The organism is Bradyrhizobium sp. Leo78 (assembly GCF_059512425.1).
The window spans coordinates 52,537-70,734 of the sequence record NZ_JCAMOT010000007.1 but is presented as its reverse complement, the minus strand read 5'-3'; the positions used below and the strand labels follow the sequence as shown (position 1 = coordinate 70,734).

Annotated in this window: 13 protein-coding genes; 8 read left to right on the top strand and 5 right to left on the bottom strand. The window is 62.4% G+C overall.

Going from position 1 to position 18,198, the window contains the following annotated elements; translation table 11 throughout:
* Positions 1-3: 3 nt before the first annotated feature.
* From AC5ZG1_RS11275 to AC5ZG1_RS11260, 4 genes are all read right to left on the bottom strand, one after another.
* A complete protein-coding gene (locus AC5ZG1_RS11275) occupies positions 4-1,593 on the bottom strand; it encodes an acyl CoA:acetate/3-ketoacid CoA transferase (protein ID WP_456641973.1) in 1,590 nt (529 codons plus the stop codon).
* Positions 1,590-2,333, bottom strand: a complete 744-nt coding sequence (locus AC5ZG1_RS11270; RefSeq protein ID WP_496132890.1) for an enoyl-CoA hydratase/isomerase family protein — start codon at positions 2,331-2,333, stop codon at positions 1,590-1,592. The genes AC5ZG1_RS11275 and AC5ZG1_RS11270 overlap by 4 nt, the downstream gene beginning before the upstream one ends.
* Positions 2,334-2,346: 13 nt before the next feature.
* Positions 2,347-3,633 carry an FAD-dependent oxidoreductase gene (locus tag AC5ZG1_RS11265; RefSeq protein ID WP_496132889.1) on the bottom strand — a complete coding sequence of 429 codons (1,287 nt, stop codon included), beginning with the start codon at positions 3,631-3,633 and terminating at the stop codon, positions 2,347-2,349.
* A 200-nt stretch (positions 3,634-3,833) separates the two neighbouring features.
* Entirely contained in the window at positions 3,834-6,599 is a 2,766-nt protein-coding gene (locus AC5ZG1_RS11260; protein WP_456641970.1) for an ATP-binding protein, read from the bottom strand.
* Between the two features lie 388 nt (positions 6,600-6,987).
* Between AC5ZG1_RS11260 and AC5ZG1_RS11255 the strand changes: the two genes are divergently transcribed.
* Together AC5ZG1_RS11255 and AC5ZG1_RS11250 are read left to right on the top strand one after the other, a co-directional pair.
* Complete coding sequence (locus AC5ZG1_RS11255; protein WP_496132888.1) at positions 6,988-8,382, top strand: NfeD family protein; 1,395 nt, start codon at positions 6,988-6,990, stop codon at positions 8,380-8,382.
* Complete coding sequence (locus AC5ZG1_RS11250; protein WP_130223813.1) at positions 8,379-9,137, top strand: slipin family protein; 759 nt, start codon at positions 8,379-8,381, stop codon at positions 9,135-9,137. The genes AC5ZG1_RS11255 and AC5ZG1_RS11250 overlap by 4 nt, the downstream gene beginning before the upstream one ends.
* A 66-nt stretch (positions 9,138-9,203) precedes the next feature.
* Here AC5ZG1_RS11250 and AC5ZG1_RS11245 read toward each other — a convergent pair whose 3' ends face one another.
* Positions 9,204-10,100: a ferritin-like domain-containing protein gene (locus AC5ZG1_RS11245; RefSeq protein ID WP_496132887.1), complete on the bottom strand. Its 897-nt coding sequence runs from the start codon at positions 10,098-10,100 to the stop codon at positions 9,204-9,206.
* Positions 10,101-10,293: 193 nt separating this feature from the next.
* On the opposite strand from AC5ZG1_RS11245, the gene AC5ZG1_RS11240 reads away from it, so the two are divergent.
* From AC5ZG1_RS11240 to AC5ZG1_RS11215, 6 genes are read left to right on the top strand one after another with little or no spacing between them, the layout of a single operon-like run.
* Complete coding sequence (locus AC5ZG1_RS11240) at positions 10,294-12,561, top strand: 4Fe-4S binding protein (protein ID WP_496132886.1); 2,268 nt, start codon at positions 10,294-10,296, stop codon at positions 12,559-12,561.
* Positions 12,554-14,500 carry a TAT-dependent nitrous-oxide reductase gene (gene nosZ / locus AC5ZG1_RS11235; RefSeq protein ID WP_496132885.1) on the top strand — a complete coding sequence of 649 codons (1,947 nt, stop codon included), beginning with the start codon at positions 12,554-12,556 and terminating at the stop codon, positions 14,498-14,500. The genes AC5ZG1_RS11240 and nosZ overlap by 8 nt, the downstream gene beginning before the upstream one ends.
* Entirely contained in the window at positions 14,500-15,897 is a 1,398-nt protein-coding gene (locus tag AC5ZG1_RS11230; protein WP_496132884.1) for a nitrous oxide reductase family maturation protein NosD, read from the top strand. The genes nosZ and AC5ZG1_RS11230 overlap by 1 nt, the downstream gene beginning before the upstream one ends.
* Positions 15,894-16,811: an ABC transporter ATP-binding protein gene (locus AC5ZG1_RS11225; protein WP_496132883.1), complete on the top strand. Its 918-nt coding sequence runs from the start codon at positions 15,894-15,896 to the stop codon at positions 16,809-16,811. Before AC5ZG1_RS11230 ends, AC5ZG1_RS11225 begins: the two co-directional genes overlap by 4 nt.
* On the top strand, positions 16,808-17,641 hold the full coding sequence (locus AC5ZG1_RS11220; RefSeq protein WP_496132882.1) for an ABC transporter permease: 834 nt from the start codon (positions 16,808-16,810) through the stop codon (positions 17,639-17,641). The genes AC5ZG1_RS11225 and AC5ZG1_RS11220 overlap by 4 nt, the downstream gene beginning before the upstream one ends.
* Positions 17,638-18,189 carry a nitrous oxide reductase accessory protein NosL gene (locus AC5ZG1_RS11215; RefSeq protein ID WP_496132881.1) on the top strand — a complete coding sequence of 184 codons (552 nt, stop codon included), beginning with the start codon at positions 17,638-17,640 and terminating at the stop codon, positions 18,187-18,189. The genes AC5ZG1_RS11220 and AC5ZG1_RS11215 overlap by 4 nt, the downstream gene beginning before the upstream one ends.
* The last annotated feature ends 9 nt before the right edge of the window (positions 18,190-18,198 follow it).

The following is an 18,198-nucleotide window of genomic DNA, read 5'->3' as shown; positions in this document are numbered from 1 at the left end:
CCTTCAACTGGCCCTCGCCTGGCGAGGTATATCCAGGAAGAACGCCTCATCCATGAGCTTGAGGTCGTCCGCCACCTTCCATGGGGCGAATTCCATCTGATCGAGCACGTCGCGGCGAACATCGATCCCTGGCGCGACTTCGGTGAGGGTCAGGCCTTCGGCCGTGATCTCGAACACGGCGCGCTCGGTGATCACGCGGGCCGTCTGACCACGCTTCACACCATCGATCACGGAATAGGTAATGTGTTCGGCCTTGTTGACGAATTTGCGTACCTTACCCTCTTTGATGATGCACAGCTTTCCATCTGCGAATGCGACGTCGAGGCCGCCGGTGGTGAAAGTGCCAGTGAACACCAGCCGCTCTGCGTTTTCCGCGATATCGATGAAGCCGCCGGCGCCGGGATTTGCGGCACCGAATTTGGAAACGTTGACCAGACCACCGCGGTCGAATTGGGCAAAGGCCAGCGCTGCAAACCGGCAAAGACCGCCGTCGATGGCATCGAACTGGTAGACCCCGTCCAAGATCGCATCAGGATTGAGGTTGGCTGAGAACTGCCAACCGGACATCACGATGCCCCCGTAGGAACCGTGCTCGGTCGTGAACCAGTAGTCCTTGAGGCCACCGTTCTCGAACACCCCCTGCTCGGCCATCACCAAGGGTACATCGGCGGCAGCCCCGAAGCCGAAGATGGATAGTTCTCGCTTGCGGACTTCTTTCGCTGCACGCAACGCAACGACCTTGTCCGCCGACATCGGAATGGGCGGGAGCTGCGACAAGGGACGCCGTTCTCCGCCGAAGTAGGCTGGCTCGAACTTGACGTCAGTCGTCATCATCATCGACGGATCGACCACGACGGCGTCCACGAACATGCCGGGAATCCGCACCTCCGAAGCGGGCCGCGTTCCATGGGGTACCGCTCGGCGCACCTGAGCTATGACACGGCCACCATGCGCCTTGGCCGCAAGGATCAGCGCGATGTTGGAGGAGACGAGCGCCTCGTTCTCGAATGAGAGGTTGCCTTCCTCGTCCGCCGATGAGGCGTAGACAAAGACCGTGTCGAGCTTCCACGTCGGATAGAACAGATACGGTTGACCTTCGAAATCGATTCGCCGGACCAGATCATCTTGTGCGCGCTCGGTGAACTTGCCACCGCCGTTTTCGGGATCGATGTAGGTCCCGAGACCGATCCGTGTCATGTAACCGGGGCTACGACGCGCAACTTCGCGAAGCCAATGCATGGTCGCTCCGATCGGCCACGAATAGGCTTCGATTCTGTTTTCACGGATCAAGCGCATCAACTCCGGGCGCTTGCCCGTCGTCGGATCGACCGGATTGATGTAGGATCCGCCGACGATGCGCTTCATCAAGCCTTCTTGCGCGACGTGATCCATTCCCCTGATGCCTTGGGCATCGCCCGTCCCGACAGGGAAATAGAACGTCAGATCTTTCGGACACGCCGTTTTGCGGAAACGCTCTCCGAGCGCTCTGAGCAGCGCATCCGGCGTCACCCAGCCGATTACACCGACGCAGCCGACAGTGGATCCATCCGGGATCGAAGCGACCGCGGTCGCGGCATCAACAATCTTGCTCACGCTTTCACCATGAAACGTTCGAAGGTCTTGCGCGAGCTCGGCGTTTCGCAATTCAACGCGAACTCCCTGGATGCGACTTCATCCAGGCGCTCCGCATCCGCCATGATGAATGGTTCAAAGAATCGCTTGGTGGACGCGATCGCTTCCCGTGGCACCGCGGCGAGCCCGTCGGCCACACTGATCGCATGCTCGAGCGCCGCACCCGGCTCGACCACATCGTCAACCAGTCCAATACGAGCCGCTTCGACACCGTCGATCGGCGCAGCACCCCAGGTCAAACGGCGCGCTCGAACGGGTCCAGTTCGCGCCAGCAGCGCTGCCAGCCCCCAAGGGGGCAGCCAGCCGTTTGGCGCCTCGGGCAAATGCCAGCGCGCCGTGGAGGCACTGACGACGATGTCGCAGGATGCGGCAAGGATAAAGCCGCCGCCAAGTGCATACCCCTCCACCGCGGCGATGACCGGCTTTGCGCGATAACCAATGGCACGCGCGAATGCAGCCGTCTCCGACTCATGCTTGCACATATCCGCTATCGATAGACCAGCCAGTTCCTTCAGGTCGCTCCCGGCGCAGAATGCCGGCGCCGCACCGGTCAACACGACCGCCCTTACCGCATGGTTCTGTTCGGCACCGGATAGCGCCTCCCCGAGCTCTCGCATCAACTGCGACCCCAACGCATTGCGGCGCTCAGGACGATTTATTGTGACGATCGCAATCGCCCCATTGATTTCAAACTTGATCATTTCGGGATTGTCCTCATCCAATGCGCGCGCCGTCCGCGTTGACCGCAGCCCTGACGTCCTTGCCGTCGATAGCGCGGGGCAGCACGTTCTCGCGAACTGCAATCGCCGCGGCGAGACCTATTGCGTGACCATAGGAAAAGCATTGCGCGGTCACGCGTGCCGAGGCCACGGCCTCATGTTCTGCCGACAAGCACCGACCCGCGACCAGCAGCGCCTCGCCACGCTCGGGGACGAAGCATCCGTAAGGCACTTCGTAATAGTCGTTCAGCAGCCACTCCACCCTGGGTTTGTCTCCCGAGTGCAACTCGATCGGCCAGGGCGACACGGCGATGCCGTCGGCGAACTTGGCGCCTCGAACGACGTCTGAATTCGCGAGCGTCTTCACGCCCGACACCTGGCGGGTCTGGCGCACGCCGACCTGAACGCCGGTATCATTCAGGAAAGCGCTCTCGCAACCGACCAGATTGTCACGGAAGAAGCGCGCATATTCACGAGCCTGCAGCCGACCTTCGATTTCCGCGTCGGTAAAGTCCTGGTAAGAAAGCGTGTTCAGCTCTCGGCCATCGGGCCCGATCACGCGCGTGCAATTGCACAGTAGCTCTCCCGGACGAGTGGTAGGAAACAACCAGATCTTGGCGCGTGGGAGCTTGTAGTCGCCGGCATTATGCTTGGCTCGGATCATCGCGGAGACCTTCTCCGGCATGATCGTGTCCACGCCGTATTCGCCGACAAAGCGGTCGACATCGACTCCCATCATACGGAAGATCATCGTCGGATTTTGCACCGCTCCGTTGTCGCCGATGAAACTCGGCAGTCCCGCCATCGCGACCACGTCGGCATCGCCGCTCGCGTCGATCACGACCTTCGCGCGTGCATCCACCGGCCCCTGCTTGGTCCAGATGCCAAGTCCTTCGACCTTGTCGCCTTCCATTCGCACGGACTGGGCGACGGCATGGAAGATGACGCGAACGCCTGCCTCCCGCAGCATCGCGTCGGCAGCCTCACGCCACACCAGCGGATCGTGGACGCGAGCCCATGTCTTGCCGTAGAGCAATGGCTCGCCCAACCCTCCCATCGCCTCAAGCCGACGGCAAAACTCGTCGGCAAAGCCGAAAACGACCTGTTGCGGGCCCGCCGCAACATTGTTTGTCGCTTCGTAAAGACCGCAGACAGTGCCCGAGAGCCCGGCGACGGCACCGCCGCCACAGAATCCGTAGCGCTCGACCAGCGTAACGCTCAGCCCCTTGCGCGCCGAGGCGATAGCTGCCGCAACACCGGCTGCTCCGCCCCCGACAATCAAGACATCGCTATCAACTCGAATGGAACCGCGAGCGTCCAACCTTCATTCCTTTTAGTATAGTAGTGATGTATTACAAATATCTCAATGGCCCGGCCGTTGCAAGACGCGCGAATGCAAAAACCGGGAAATTCAGAAAAGGTCGCGCATGGCGACACGCGGGCGGTGACACGACTTGGACGACGTGGGCCGCAGCTCGCGGCTCACTCGGTGGAAAACTGCGCCATCATTGCTTTTGCGCTTCTCAGGTCCGAAATCTCGAACCCCTCGGTGAACTTTCCGTACACGGAGGCAAGGATGTGGTGCGCGTTGGCAGGACGGTCCTGGGTGGCTCTCAATCGCGCAAAACTGATTGCCGTCCTCAACTCCCAAAACAGCGCGCCCTGGCTGCGCGCCACCTGGAGCGACTTGTCGAAGGACTGCTCGGCGGCGACAAGCGAACGACGTTCACCGGCGTGGAGCAGCAGCTCGCCTTTGATGCGCAACAGCTCGGCCTGGTACCATTGCTCTTCCCTCGCCTCGCAACGCGCAAGCGCCTCATTGACGGCAATAAGCCCCTGCGCGACGTCGCCTGCCTCGCCGAGACAGATCGCCAATTCGCCAAGAGGAAGCAGGAAGCGCGGCAAAAACCGCGCCTCGCCCGCCAGCTCGAGCGCTTTCCGCAGCACCGGCAATCCCGTGGCAACGCCGCCGCGCTTAGCCATCACCATGCCTCTGAAGGCGCGGGCCCACAAATTCCACAGGCGGATCGGGTGCCGCTCGGTATGCTCGATCAACAGTGCACAGTAGCGTTCCGCCGCATCGAGGTCGCCGGCAAGGAAAGTGATCGGGCAGGCGCCCTGCCCCAGCACGCTGCAGAACGTCAGCGCGTGGCCGCTCGCTCGGCCTTCCTCGATGTTGTGTTCGACCACGCGCAAGGCCTGGTCGGCTAGCCCCATGAGCCACAGGATGCGAGCCTGGAAATAGTGCGCCGATACTCTTAGGTCGAAGCGAAAGCGGATCACCTGCGGCTTTGGCGATAGATCCGAAAGGCGCGACAAGGTCCGCGTGATGTAATGATGCGCGAGGTTCTGGTCGCCGAGGTAGTGCAGCGTGGTAGCCAGCAGCCGATCGGCCATCATCAGGTCGACGGAGTTGCTCGAGCCACCTGCGATTTCGGCGAAGCGGTGCGCAAACTCCAGCGCCTTGCGAAATTCTCCGTTGTTGAACTGATCGATGCACAGTCCCCACAGCGCGCGCAGCAAATAATCGGCGTCGCCGAGTTGCTCTGCGAGTTGCAACGCCAAGGCCCAGGCGGGACCGGCCTCGCGGGCCCTACCGACGCCATACATCAGCGACCAGGCGTGTGCGGCCGAAAGCTGCATGCGCAGGCGCAATGCTTCCGGGCAACCTTCATCGATCCTTGCCAGCGCCAACCCGGTGCGCTCGCGGCACTCCGCGAGCAGCGACAGTTGTACCCAGAGCGGCACCGCGGCCGCGGTCAATGCCACGCCAGTCTGCGCATCGCCGCTGGGGGAGAATGCCCAATCAAGGCTGGCACGCACGTTGTCGATATGCCGGCCGTAAATGGCAAGCCACTCCGCCTGCGGCTTCAGCTCGCTTTCGGCTTCTGCATTGGCGAAGAAAACGCGATAATATTGCGCGTGACGGCGCGCTGCATCGAAATATTCCCCTGAGCCATGCAGCTTTTCCAGCGCGTAAGCGCGCGTCGTATCCAGCAGGCGGTAGTGCGGCCGGTCGCCACGAATGTCGGCGACGGCAAGGGATTTTGCGACCAGATTGGCGAGGTGGTCGGTGACTTCGTCCCTCTCGTGATCGCCGGCAACCGCAATCACTGCGTCGAGCAGGAAATCGCCGGCGAAGATGCCGAGCCGCCGCAGGACCCGCGCCTCCGCCTCCGGCAGCAGGTCATAGCTCCAGTCGAGCGTCGCGCGCAGCGTTTGCTGCCGGGGCAGCGCAGTGCGCCGGCCCGTCGTGAGGAACTTAAATCTGTCGTCCAGAAGCGCCGCGATCTTGGGCGGGCCAAGCATCGCCGCGCGTGCCGCGGCAAACTCAATGGCGAGCGGAATGCCGTCGAGCCGGCGGCAAATAGCGGCAATGGCGCCAAGATTCTCCTCGTCGCGCTCGAAGCTAGAACCCTGCGCCTTCGCCCTGGTCATGAACAGTTCGACTGCGGTGTGTTCAAAGATAGCGTCCGGTGCAAGCAGAGGCTCAGGCGGCACTTCCAGTGGAGGCACGCGATAGACATGTTCGCCATCGATGCGCAGGGCCTCGCGGCTGGTCGCGATAGTGGTGGTGCCGGGGCAGCGGCTGACGATCGTCTCCGTCAGCTTGGCTACGGCACCAATGACATGCTCGCAATTGTCGAAAACGACCAGCAATTGCCGCGCTCCGATGGCACGCGCGATGGCCTCTGCGCAGATATCTTCGCCTTCCAGTTTGATACCGAGCACGCCGGCAACCGCTGAAGGCACGAGTTCGGGATTCGAAAGCGAGGCCAGTTCGATGAGGAACCGGTCGGCCGTCATTCCGGCCGGCGGCGATCTGGCCGCCTGTAGCGCCAGCGCTGTCTTGCCGATCCCGCCGGGTCCGACGAGACTCACCACTCGATACGCAGACAGGAGCTCCCACAGGTGAGCGATCGCCGTAGCGCGACCGATGAGATTGAACGTCGCGGCCGGAATGTTGGTAGACGGCGACAGTTCGGGCGCAGCCGGCTGAGCCGGCGCATCGACATGCCGGATCTGCCATGATCCCAGAAGGCGATATCCCCGGCCGACCGTCGTGGCCAGCATGTCGCGATCGGGACCGAGGGCCTTGCGGATCGCCGCGATGTGCACACGAAGCGCGCCCTCCTCGACGAATACCCCTCGCCAGACCCGCTTGGTCAAATCACTCTTGGAAACCAGTTCGCCTTCTGCCTGGACCAATTCCGCAATGATCTCAAAGGCCCGTCCACCCAACGGCACGGGCACTCCCTGAGAGCGCAATTCCCGTCTGGCAAGATCGATTTCCCATCCCGCGCATGCATAGATGGGGCGCAGGCCTGATGCGGCCGTCATTTAGAGAAGCCCCAAGCAGTTGGTAAATTTCCACCCAGGCGACCAGCCTATCATCAGCCCAGTCGAAAGAAACCAACCCAGGCGAGAACCAATCGAGGACTGCTTCGCCTGCAGTCTGCCGCACCGGATCGGTTCAGCCTTTTCAAGAACGGAAGCAGGCGCCTGATGAGAACTCCGCGCGCGGCGCATACGTCGACCCTAGCTATCGCACCGCACAACGGCATCCGTGTACGTGGTCCACGGCCATTGAGGTTCCTGGACGGAACCCCATATCTTCGACAAGGGAGTCCTTGCCGTGCAGACCGTAAAGGCGGCCCTCGTCGCGGCGATTGCAATCGTCGCTCTGGTTGTCTCCCTCCTTCCCGGCTTAGCGGAGGAGAACCGCAGTCTTGCACTGACCATTTCGCTCGACGGGGCTATCGGACCGGCGTCGGCAAGTTACGTGAAGGACGCTCTGGCCAAGGCATCCGAACGACGCGCGGACATTGTCATTCTGCGTCTGAATACACCGGGCGGTCTCACCACCAGCATGCGCGAGATCATCTCGGATGTGATCGCTTCGCCCGTTCCTGTCGTAGGTTACGTAGCTCCCTCCGGAGCCCATGCCGCAAGCGCCGGGACCTATATTCTCTACGCGACCCATATCGCGGCAATGGCGCCGGGCACCAATATCGGTGCCGCGACGCCAGTACAGATTGGCGGTCCGATACCGGGCCTGCCGGGCGGTACTCCGGACAAGGACGGCAAAGACAAGGATAGCGACCACCAGCCCGAGCCAAAGGATGCGATGACGGCAAAGGCGACGAATGATGCCGTCGCCCTCATCCGCAGCCTCGCCGAACTGCGCGGCCACAATGCCGACTGGGCCGAGAAGGCGGTGCGCGAGGCCGCGACCCTCTCCGCCAACGGCGCGTTGCAGGACCATGTCATCGATCTCATCGCACGCGATCCGGCCGAACTGCTCGCGAAGGTCGATGGTCGCGTCGTCGAGGTTGCAAGTGGCAAGACACAACGTCTGGCGACGAAAGACGCGGTCGTCGAAATAATCGATCCCGGATGGATCTCCCGGTTCCTGGCGGTCATCACTGATCCCAACGTCGCGTTCATTCTCCTGATGGTTGGCGTCTACGGGCTCATCTTCGAATTCATGTCCCCCGGCACGGTCGCCCCCGGAGTCGTCGGCACGATCTGCCTGCTGCTGGGCCTTTACGCCCTCAATTTGCTGCCGATCAGCTACGCCGGCCTCGCCTTGATGCTGGTCGGGATCGCGCTTCTTGCCTTCGAGGCCTTCAACCCGACGGTCGTGATCGGGCTCGGCGGAGTCATCGCCTTTGTACTGGGAGCGGTCATGCTCTTCAGGGTCGAAGCGCCCGGCTACCGACTCTCGTGGTGGCTCATCGCCGTCGCGACGGCGACGTTCATCGGCTTTGTTCTCGTCGTGCTCGGCTCGCTTCGGCGCGCTCGCACCGGTCCCGTGCGGGTCGGCGCGCAAGCCATGCGAGGCCTATCCGCCAAGGTCCTCGATTGGTCCGAGAATGAAGGTCATGTCTTCACGCACGGCGAGCGATGGCAAGCACGCGGCACCGAAACCTTCAGGCCGGGTGAGATGGTTGAGGTCGCCAACATCGTCGATCTGACGCTGGTGGTGCGGCGCGCGCCAGTCCCGACCGGCGAAGGAGGGAAATCATGATGCTTGATTACTTGACCTATGCAGCGCTTGTGCTGGTCGTCATCCTTTTCTTGACCCAGGCCATTCGCATCCTGCGGGAATATGAGCGCGGCGTCATCTTCACGCTCGGCCGTTTCACCGGAGTGAAGGGCCCGGGCCTCATCATCCTCATTCCGGCCGTGCAGCAACTCGTGAAGGTGGATCTCAGAGTGATGGTGCAGGTCGTGCCGCCCCAGGACGTGATTTCGCGCGACAACGTCTCGGTGAAGGTCAATGCTGTTCTCTACTTTCGCATCGTCGATCCTGAGCGCGCGATCATCAAGGTCGGCGATTACATGGCCGCGACCAGCCAGCTCGCACAAACCACGCTGCGCTCGGTACTCGGCAAGCACGAACTTGACGAGATGCTGGCAGAACGCGACAGGTTAAACGCTGACATCCAGGAGATCCTCGACAAGCAGACCGATGTGTGGGGCATCAAGGTGACTGGAATCGAGATCAAGGATGTCGATATCAACGAAACCATGGTGCGCGCAATCGCCAAGCAGGCCGAAGCGGAACGGCTGCGACGCGCCAAAGTGATCAATGCGATGGGCGAACAGCAGGCCGCCGAGAAGCTCGTCGAGGCCGGCCGGATCCTCGCACAGGAGCCGCAGGCGATGCAGCTACGCTATTTCGCGGCGCTGCACGACATCGCGGGCGAACGGTCCTCGACCGTGGTCTTTCCGCTCCCGATGAATCTGTTTGACCACCTTACTCGGCGGGAGTCAGCGTGATCTGGCCGTTTTCCTGATGGGGTACCGATCGTGTGAGGCAAGCGCGAGGATGATTGTTTCCCAAGATCATCGCGCTTTAGGCTCGACGGCAGGCTCCAGGCTGCGCAGCCAGGCAAGCCGGGCGATGGCACGCTCGGCCAGCATCTGCAGAAGCTCAAGACGCGCCGGATCGTCCGAGCGTTCGGCACCGTCGAGATAGGCGTCGGTCAGAGCCTCGGCGATGGCCTGGGCATCAGTTGCCTGCAGCAGCGCCGGAGGAAAGGATCCGAATCCGGCGGCGCGGGCCGACATCAGTTCGGCCTCTTCGCGAAGCTCGCGAGCGCGGCTCTGCGAACGTCCTAGGAGTCGCGCCTCGAGGTCCGCAAGCCGCACAGCCAGACGAGTTTCCAATGCGCCGGCATCCACGCGAGCTGCCGCGTCAGTGGCCCCCTCGCCCGCGCGCTCCTTGTGCTCAAGATGATAGGCGCTGCGGCGTTCCTTGCGCAGGGGCGCCACATGCGCAAGCTCCTCCCGTGCCATGGCTTCGGCGGCCTTCCTGATCTCGGGATCGGCGGTGAAGGCCGCGACATAAGACCAGAAGGCAAATGCGCGCTCTTCATTGCGCACCGCCATCGCCAGGGCTCGATAAGGTGTCGTCAGCCGCGACGCCTTGATCTCCGCCATGGTCTCGGCATCGAAAGTCTCCGGCGCATCCCAGCGTACGAGTGCCGGATCAGGCGCCTTGCCACGGCGCGACAGCGACCAGCGTGTCACACTATCGACATGCTCCCGCTCGGCGGCCGCAAGCTGCGCGAAGACTGCTGCAAGATCATCTCTGTCCTGCGCCCGCATCTCTTCGGCAAGCTCCGAATAGCGATCCGCGGCCTCCTTCTCCATCGCATTGGCAAGAGCGAACAGCTCATCCAGCGACTGCAAGGTTCCCGCCGGCTCGTCTTTCAAAAGCAATGCTCGCGTCAGCAGCATGAGCCACCTGCATAGCTGTGTTTGATCCAGAACAAACTCACTTGTCTCGGTTACGACTAGACAGCCGGTCTGAACAGGAGTCAAACTTTCGGTGGTTGGATCGGGGATCCCTTTAGGGTTGTCAGCGCCGACGCCCCCTTGTTCCAGTTCAGCGTGTCATGGCCCCCGACGAGCGGCCGCACTCGCGCTGGCCGTGATTGTCGCCGTCGGCATCATCTTCTGGACACGCGCGGCCCTCGCCGCGAGCGATCTCGCCACCTATCTGCCAAAAATCCACCCCGGCGACTTCTTCACAGGTGCGGATCGATTTGGTCCGCCGCAAGGAGACCCGCCGATCGTCCCCATCTATCGCGGCGACCAACTGCAGGGCTTTGTCTATCTAAACTCGGATTTCGCCAATTCGATCGGCTATTCCGGCAAGCCGATTCACATCCTGGTCGGCATCGATACTGATGGCATCGTCAGAGGCCTGAGGCTCGTCGACCACAAGGAGCCGATCGTCCTGATCGGAATTCCTGAGCCGCGCATCGTTGCCGCCGTGAACGGCCTGATCGGCAAGGATATGAGGCCGATCGCGCAAGGCTCGGAACGGCCGCCGCAGGTCGACATCGTCAGCGGCGCGACAGTGAGCGTGCTGGTCATGGGCGACAGCATCGTACGATCCGCGGTACGGCTGATCCGGACCGGACGAATTGGCGGCGGAAGCGCCGCCGCGGCGGCGGCATTGCCGCCCGTCACCAAGACGCTTGACCTCGGAAAGGGCGAGATTCGCGACTGGGCCAGCCTTGTCGGCGACGGCTCGGTGCGGCGGCTGTACCTGACGATCGGCGAGGTCAATGAAGCGTTCGCGAAATCAGGAAATGCGGCCGCCGCACAGAACCCTGAAGCAGGCGACGCTGGCGATACCTTCATCGATCTCTATGTCGCGCTTGCCAGCGCCCCGACGATCGGTCGCAGCCTGCTTGGCGACGATGGTTATGAGAGGCTGAAGGAGCGCCTGCAACCGGGACAGCAGGCGATCATGATCGCCGGCGAAGGCCTCTATTCTTTCAAGGGTTCGGCTTATGTGCGCGGCGGCATTTTCGACCGCGTCGAGATCCTTCAGGAAGGCTCCAGCACCCGCTTCCGCGACCGGAATCATATGCGCCTGGGCGCGCTTGCCGCCGACGGTGCACCGGATCTCCACGAAATCGGATTGTTCGTCACGCCGCCCGAATTCACGCTCGACCCGGTCCAGCCCTGGGAACTGCAACTGCTCGTGCAGAGGAACGTCGGCAGCCGCGACAAAGCGTTTCTCACCTTCGATCTCGACTACAATCTGCCCGATCGCTACCTGCGATCCGAGCAGCGCGCGGTGACGGTGCCGTCTAGCACGCCCGCGGCGCAGACCTCTGCTCCCAGCGCACAGGTGTCCCTGCCGGCGGATGACGGCGAAGAGCCGCTATGGATGCGGATTTGGCGCTCGCAGCCGGCCTCGATCGCGATCACGGCGATAGCGTTGATTGCACTGACCGCCATCTTCTTCTTTCAGAACATCCTGGTACGACGACCGACGCTCTACACCTGGGTTCGCCGGGGTTATCTCGCCTTTGTGCTGATCTGGCTTGGCTGGTACGCCAACGCGCAGCTCTCCGTCGTCAACGTGGTGACCTTCACCAGCGCGCTCGTGACGGGCTTTCACTGGGAGTTCTTTCTCGCCGCACCGCTGATCTTCGTTTTGTGGTCGGCAACCGCTGCCGCGCTTCTGTTCTGGGGACGCGGTCCGTTCTGCGGATGGCTGTGCCCGTTCGGCGCGCTGCAGGAGCTGACCAACACGGTCGCGAAATGGCTCAAGGTACCGCAGATCACGGTGCCCTGGGGCCTTCACGAACGTCTCTGGCCGATCAAGTACATCATCTTCCTCGCCGTGTTCGGTCTGTCGCTCTACTCCGTTGCGCTTGCAGAGACCTTCGCGGAAGTCGAACCGTTCAAGACCGCGATCATCCTGAAATTCGCGCGCGGCTGGCCGTTTGTCGCCTATGCGGGCGCCCTGCTCTTCATCGGCCTGTTCATCGAACGCTTCTTCTGCCGCTACCTCTGCCCGCTCGGCGCTGCACTTGCGATCCCCGGACGCATCCGGACCTTCGAGTGGCTGCGCCGCTGGAAAGAGTGCGGCTCGCCCTGCCAGCGCTGCGCCAAGGATTGTCCGGTGCAATCGATCCATCCCGAAGGGCACATCAACGTCAACGAGTGCATCTACTGCATGCACTGCCAGGAGCTCTACTACGACGACCAGCGCTGCCCGCACATGATCCAGGTGCGGCTCAAGCGCGAGAAGTTCCAGGCCATGTCATCGCCCTCGATGCGCGCGGGCGGAAGCGGACCGAAGACGGTCATCACGCATGCCGGAAAGCCGGTGCTCGCCGCCGCGCACTCACAAGCTCCAACCAGCCGTTCACACAAAGGAGACGAACATGGCTAGTGAGAAACATGACGATGACAAGTCGACGGCGATCAGCCGTCGTCAGATGGTAGGAACAGCAGCGATCGGCGCTGCCGGCATCGCCGGTGGACTGAGCATCGGCAGGGGTCTTGCACCCGAGCCGGCTGCGGCACAGACCAAGGCAGCACCGGCGCGCGCCGGTGGCCTGAAGTCGGAGATCGCGCCAGGCGAGCTCGACGAATATTACACGTTCTTTTCCAGCGGCCAGACCGGCGAAGTCCGCATCGTCGGCATGCCCTCGATGCGCGAATTGATGCGCATTCCCGTGTTCAACCGCTGCAGCGCGACTGGTTGGGGCCAGACCAACGAAAGCCGCAAGATCATGACCGAGGGTCTGATGCCGGAGACCCGCGAGCGGCTGAAAGACCGTCTCGGCATCTGGATGAACGGCGATTGCCATCACCCGCATATGTCGTTCACGGACGGGACTTATGACGGCCGCTACGTCTTCATCAACGACAAGGCAAATACCCGCCTGGCTCGCATTCGCACCGACATCATGAAGTGCGACAAGATCATCGAGATTCCCAACCAGTACACGATCCACGGCATGCGCCTGCAGAGATATCCGCGCACCGGATATGTGTTCTGTAACGGCGAGTACGAGGTGCCGCTGCCAAACGACGGCAAGGTGCTGGACGACAAAAGCAAATACTGGTCGATCTTCACCGCCGTTGACGGCGACACGATGAAGATCGCGTGGCAGGTGATGGTTGACGGCAACCTCGACAACACCGACGCCGACTACCAGGGCAAATATGCGTTCGCGACCTGCTACAACTCCGAGAAGGGCGTGACGCTGGCCGAAATGACCGCAAGCGAGCAGGACTGGGTCACCGTCTTCAACATCAAGCGGATCGAGGAGGCCGTCAAGAAGGGCGACTACAAGGAGATGAATGGCGTGCCCGTGATCGATGGGCGGCATGGTTCGCCTTACACGCGCTACGTTCCCGTCTCCAACAGCCCGCACGGATTGAACGCCGCGCCCGACGGGATTCACGTCGTCGCCAACGGCAAACTGGCCCCGACGGTAAGCGTCTTGGACGTCCGCCTGCTCGATCAGCTGTTCGACGACAAGATCAAGCCGCGCGATGTCGTGGTCGCCGAGCCCGAACTCGGACTCGGACCGCTGCATACGGCCTTCGATGGCAGAGGCAACGCTTATACGACTCTGTTTCTCGACAGCCAGGTGGCTAAGTGGAACATCGATCAAGCCAAACGAGCGTTCAAGGGCGAGAAGGTCAACCCGATCATCCAGAAACTCGACGTGCAGTACCAGCCGGGTCACAACCATTCCTCGATGGGCGAGACCAAAGAGGCCGACGGAAAATGGCTGCTGTCGCTGAACAAGTTCTCCAAGGACCGCTTCCTCAACGTCGGTCCGCTCAAGCCGGAGAACGATCAGCTTATCGACATTTCGGGGGACCGCATGCGCCTCGTCCATGACGGCCCGAGTTTCGCCGAGCCGCATGACGCGGTGATCATTCATCGCTCGAAGCTCGACGGCCGCGTTCTCAGCATCTGGAAACGCGACGACCCGTTCTTCGAGGACGCGCGCAAGCAGGCGGTCGCCGACGGCGTCAAGCTCGAAAGCGACGCCAAAGTCGTCCGCGACGGCAACAAGGTGCGGGTCTACATGTACTCTGCTGCGCCCGCTTTCGCGCTCGACAAATTCGACGTCCAGCAAGGCGATGAGGTGACCGTCTACATCACCAATATCGATGACGTCGAGGACCTGACCCACGGCTTCTGCATCGTCAACTATGGCGTCAACATGGAGATCGACCCGCAGCAGACGTCGTCGGTGACGTTCGTCGCCGACAAGCCCGGCGTGTACTGGTACTTCTGCACCTGGTTCTGTCACGCCATGCACATGGAAATGCGCGGGCGCATGTTCGTGCACCCGCGAAACGCATGATGGAGCGGACAGCACACCATATGGCGTGCTTCGGGCTGGCGGCGCTTGCCGCCGCCAGCCTTATCGTGCAGGTATCAGCAGCGCAGCTTGCGATTGCGCCAGACGTCAGCGACGTGCAGGCGGTGCTCGACCAGGCGGTGGACGGTGATGAAGTGCGCCTCTCCGCCGGCACCTATCGCGGACCGCTGCGGATCGCCCGCCGTATTACATTTGCCGGCGAAACCGGAGCTGTCATCGCGGGATCTCGCCAGGGCAGCGTCGTGACGGTCACCGCCCCCGGCGCCGTGGTGCGCGGCCTTGAAGTGCGCGGCTCCGGGCGTTCGCTCGAGACGATGGACTCCGGCATTTTTGTCGAGCAATCCGCGCGCGACGCCGTCATCGAGGACAATCTTCTCGAGGACAATCTGTTCGGCGTCTATGTCCACGGAGCTCCCGATGCCGTGGTTCGCCACAACCGCATTGCCGGCTTGCGCCAGATCCGCATCAGCGAGGCCGGCAACGGCGTGTCGGTGTGGAATGCCCCCGGGGCCAAGGTGATCGACAACGAAGTCCGCTATGGGCGCGACGGCATCTTCGTCATATCGAGCCGCAACAATGTGTTCAGCGGCAACCGCTTCAGCAACCTGCGCTTCGCGATCCACTACATGTACGCCAATGACGGCGAGGTCACCAACAACGTTTCGACCGGGAACACCATCGGCTTCGCATTCATGTTCTCGAACCGGCTGGTCGTTCGAAACAATGTGTCCGACCACGATCGCGATCGAGGCATGCTGTTCAACGCTGCGAACGGTTCGAAAATCCTCGGGAATGCCGTGATCGGCGGATTGCAGCCGGCCGAGCGCTGGGCGACTTCCGACAGCCGCGCGGAACAAGGCATTTCGCAAGCGGACGCCGGCACCACCGCGCAGGCAAGCCAGACCAAGGCTCCACGCCTGGGCCCGGAAAAATGCGTATTCATCTACAACACCAACAACAATCGGCTGGAGAACAACTGGTTCGAAGGCTGCGAAATCGGCGTGCATTTCACCGCAGGTTCCGAAGGCAACGCCATCACCGGCAATGCGTTCGTCAACAACGTCAACCAGGTCAAGTATGCCGGCACCCGCTATCTCGACTGGTCGAAAAGCGAGCGCGGCAATTACTGGAGCGACAATCCGGCCTTCGATCTCAACGGCGACGGCATTGCCGATACGGCGTATCGGCCCAACGACCTGATCGACCGGGTGTTGTGGACCGCGCCTGCGGCCAAAGTTCTGATCAACAGTCCCGCCGTCCAGGTGATCCGGTGGGCGCAGCGACAATTTCCCGCGCTGCTGCCGGGTGGCGTCGTCGACAATCACCCGCTGATGTCGCCGCCAGCGCGCCGCAAGCTTGCGGAAGGAACTCGGCCATGAGCACGGTACGAATAACGGACGTCAGCAAACGGTATGGGCGCATCAATGCGGTGTCGGGCGCCTCGTTCGAGCTTGGCCAAGGCGAAATGGTCGCCTTGATCGGCCACAACGGTGCCGGCAAGACCACGCTGATGAAACTGATGCTGGGTTTGATTCACCCGACGCACGGCACGATCCGGGTTCTGGGCGAGGATCCCGCCGCTGGTCAGTTTTCGGCACGGCGCCGGCTTGGCTACCTGCCGGAAAACGTTTCCTTCGATGCAACGTTGACTGGCCGCGAGACGCAGCGGTTCTATGCTCGGCTAAAGCAGGAGCCGATCGCAAAGGCGGAGCATCTGCTTGACGTCGTCGGGCTCGGCGCAGCCGCGGACCGGCGGGTCGGCACATATTCGAAAGGCATGCGCCAGCGCCTCGGGCTGGCGCAAGCGCTGATCGGACGGCCGCAATTGCTGCTGCTCGACGAACCGACCACCGGTCTCGATCCGGAACTGCGCCAGACCTTCTATGACGCGATCCAGCGGCTTGCAGCCGAAGGCACCACGGTTCTGCTCTGCTCGCATGCGCTGACGGAGCTGGAGGAACGGGCGGGACGCGTGATCATCATGAACCGCGGGGTCAAGGTCGCCGATGGCTCGCTCGATGAGCTGAGGCGTCTGGCCCAACTCCCGACCCGGATCCGGCTGAAAATATCCGGCCTTGCTCCCGGCGAGATACCGGCCTGGCTACCCGCGTCCGCTCCGCACCGGCGGCTCAACGGCCACGTTGTCGAGATCGATGCGGCACCGGAGCAAAAGATCGAACTATTGCGCCGCGTTACTGCAACCGACACCTCGGTCGAGGATCTCGACGTGACGTCGCCGAACCTCGACGAACTCTACGCGCATTTCCTGCGATCGGCGGAGGGGCAGCGATGAATGCCGTTCTCACCATTATGGCCAAGGAAATCCGCCAGGCCGTTCGCAACCGCTGGGTGCTTGCTGCAACGCTGCTGCTGGCCGCCCTGGCGCTGTCGTTGACCTTCCTTGGCAGCGCGCCAAGCGGCAGCAATGTGGGCGCACGTCCGCTCGACGTGATCATCGTCAGCCTTTCTAGTCTTACGATCTTCCTGGTGCCACTGATTGCGCTTCTGATCTCGCACGATGCCATCGTCGGGGACATGGAACGTGGCACCATGCTCCTACTCCTGAGCTACCCAGTCGCTCGCTGGCAGGTGCTGATCGGGAAATTCTGCGGACATCTCGCCGTGCTCGCCTTCGCGACCAGTCTCGGCTATGGGGCCGCGGTCGCTGCCTTGTTGGCGACAGGCAGTGACATGGATCGCGAGGGGCTGGCAGCGTTCATCGCAATGATCGGCTCCTCCGTGCTGCTGGGAGCGGTCTTCATTGCAATCGGTTATTGGGTCAGCGCGCAGGTGCGCGACCGCGGCACCGCCGCTGGTGTCTGTATCGGCCTGTGGCTGTTGCTCGTGCTGGTCTACGACATGGCGTTGCTCGGCGTCCTCGTCCTGGACAGGGGCCAGAACATGTCGGGCCCCGTTCTCAACACCTTGCTCCTCCTCAATCCGACCGACATCTACAGACTCCTCAATTTGACCGGCTTTGCCAATGTCAGCGCGTTCTCGGGCATGGCGGGGCTTGCCGGCAGCGCGACGTTGCCCGTCCACGTCCTTGTGGCGGCGCTCGCGCTGTGGACGCTCCTTCCACTGACGGCCGCAAGCCTGTCGTTCTCCCGGAGGGAGCTGTGAAGCGTATTGCTGTTGTCGATGCGCTGCTCGCGCTGTTACTGCTCACAGGCTGCAACGAAAAGCAGCAGTCCGCGCTACCGCTGCCGCACGCGATGACGCCAGAGGCGATCGGCCGTTATTGCGGCATGAACGTGCTCGAGCATCCGGGGCCAAAGGGGCAGATCCTGGTAGCCAGCCTGATCGAGCCGGTCTGGTTCTCCTCGGCGCGCGATGCCATCGCCTTCACGATGCTGCCGGACGAACCGAAGGACATCCAGGCCATCTATGTCTCCGACATGGCGAAGGCGGCGAGCTGGGACAAGCCCGGCGCGGATAATTGGGTCGAGGCGCGAAAGGCGCTGTTCGTGATCGGCAGCGGCGTCAAGAGCGGGATGGGCGGCCTCGAAGCCGTGCCGTTCTCGGACCGGGGCGCCGCCGAAAAGTTTGTCGCCGAAAATGGCGGGCACATCGTTGGCTTCAGCGAGGTGCCGCGGGATTACGTGCTGGGATCGAACGAGTCCAGCGCATCGACGGATGACAAGACGGCCGCGCCGGGCTCGACAAACTGAGGAGGAGTT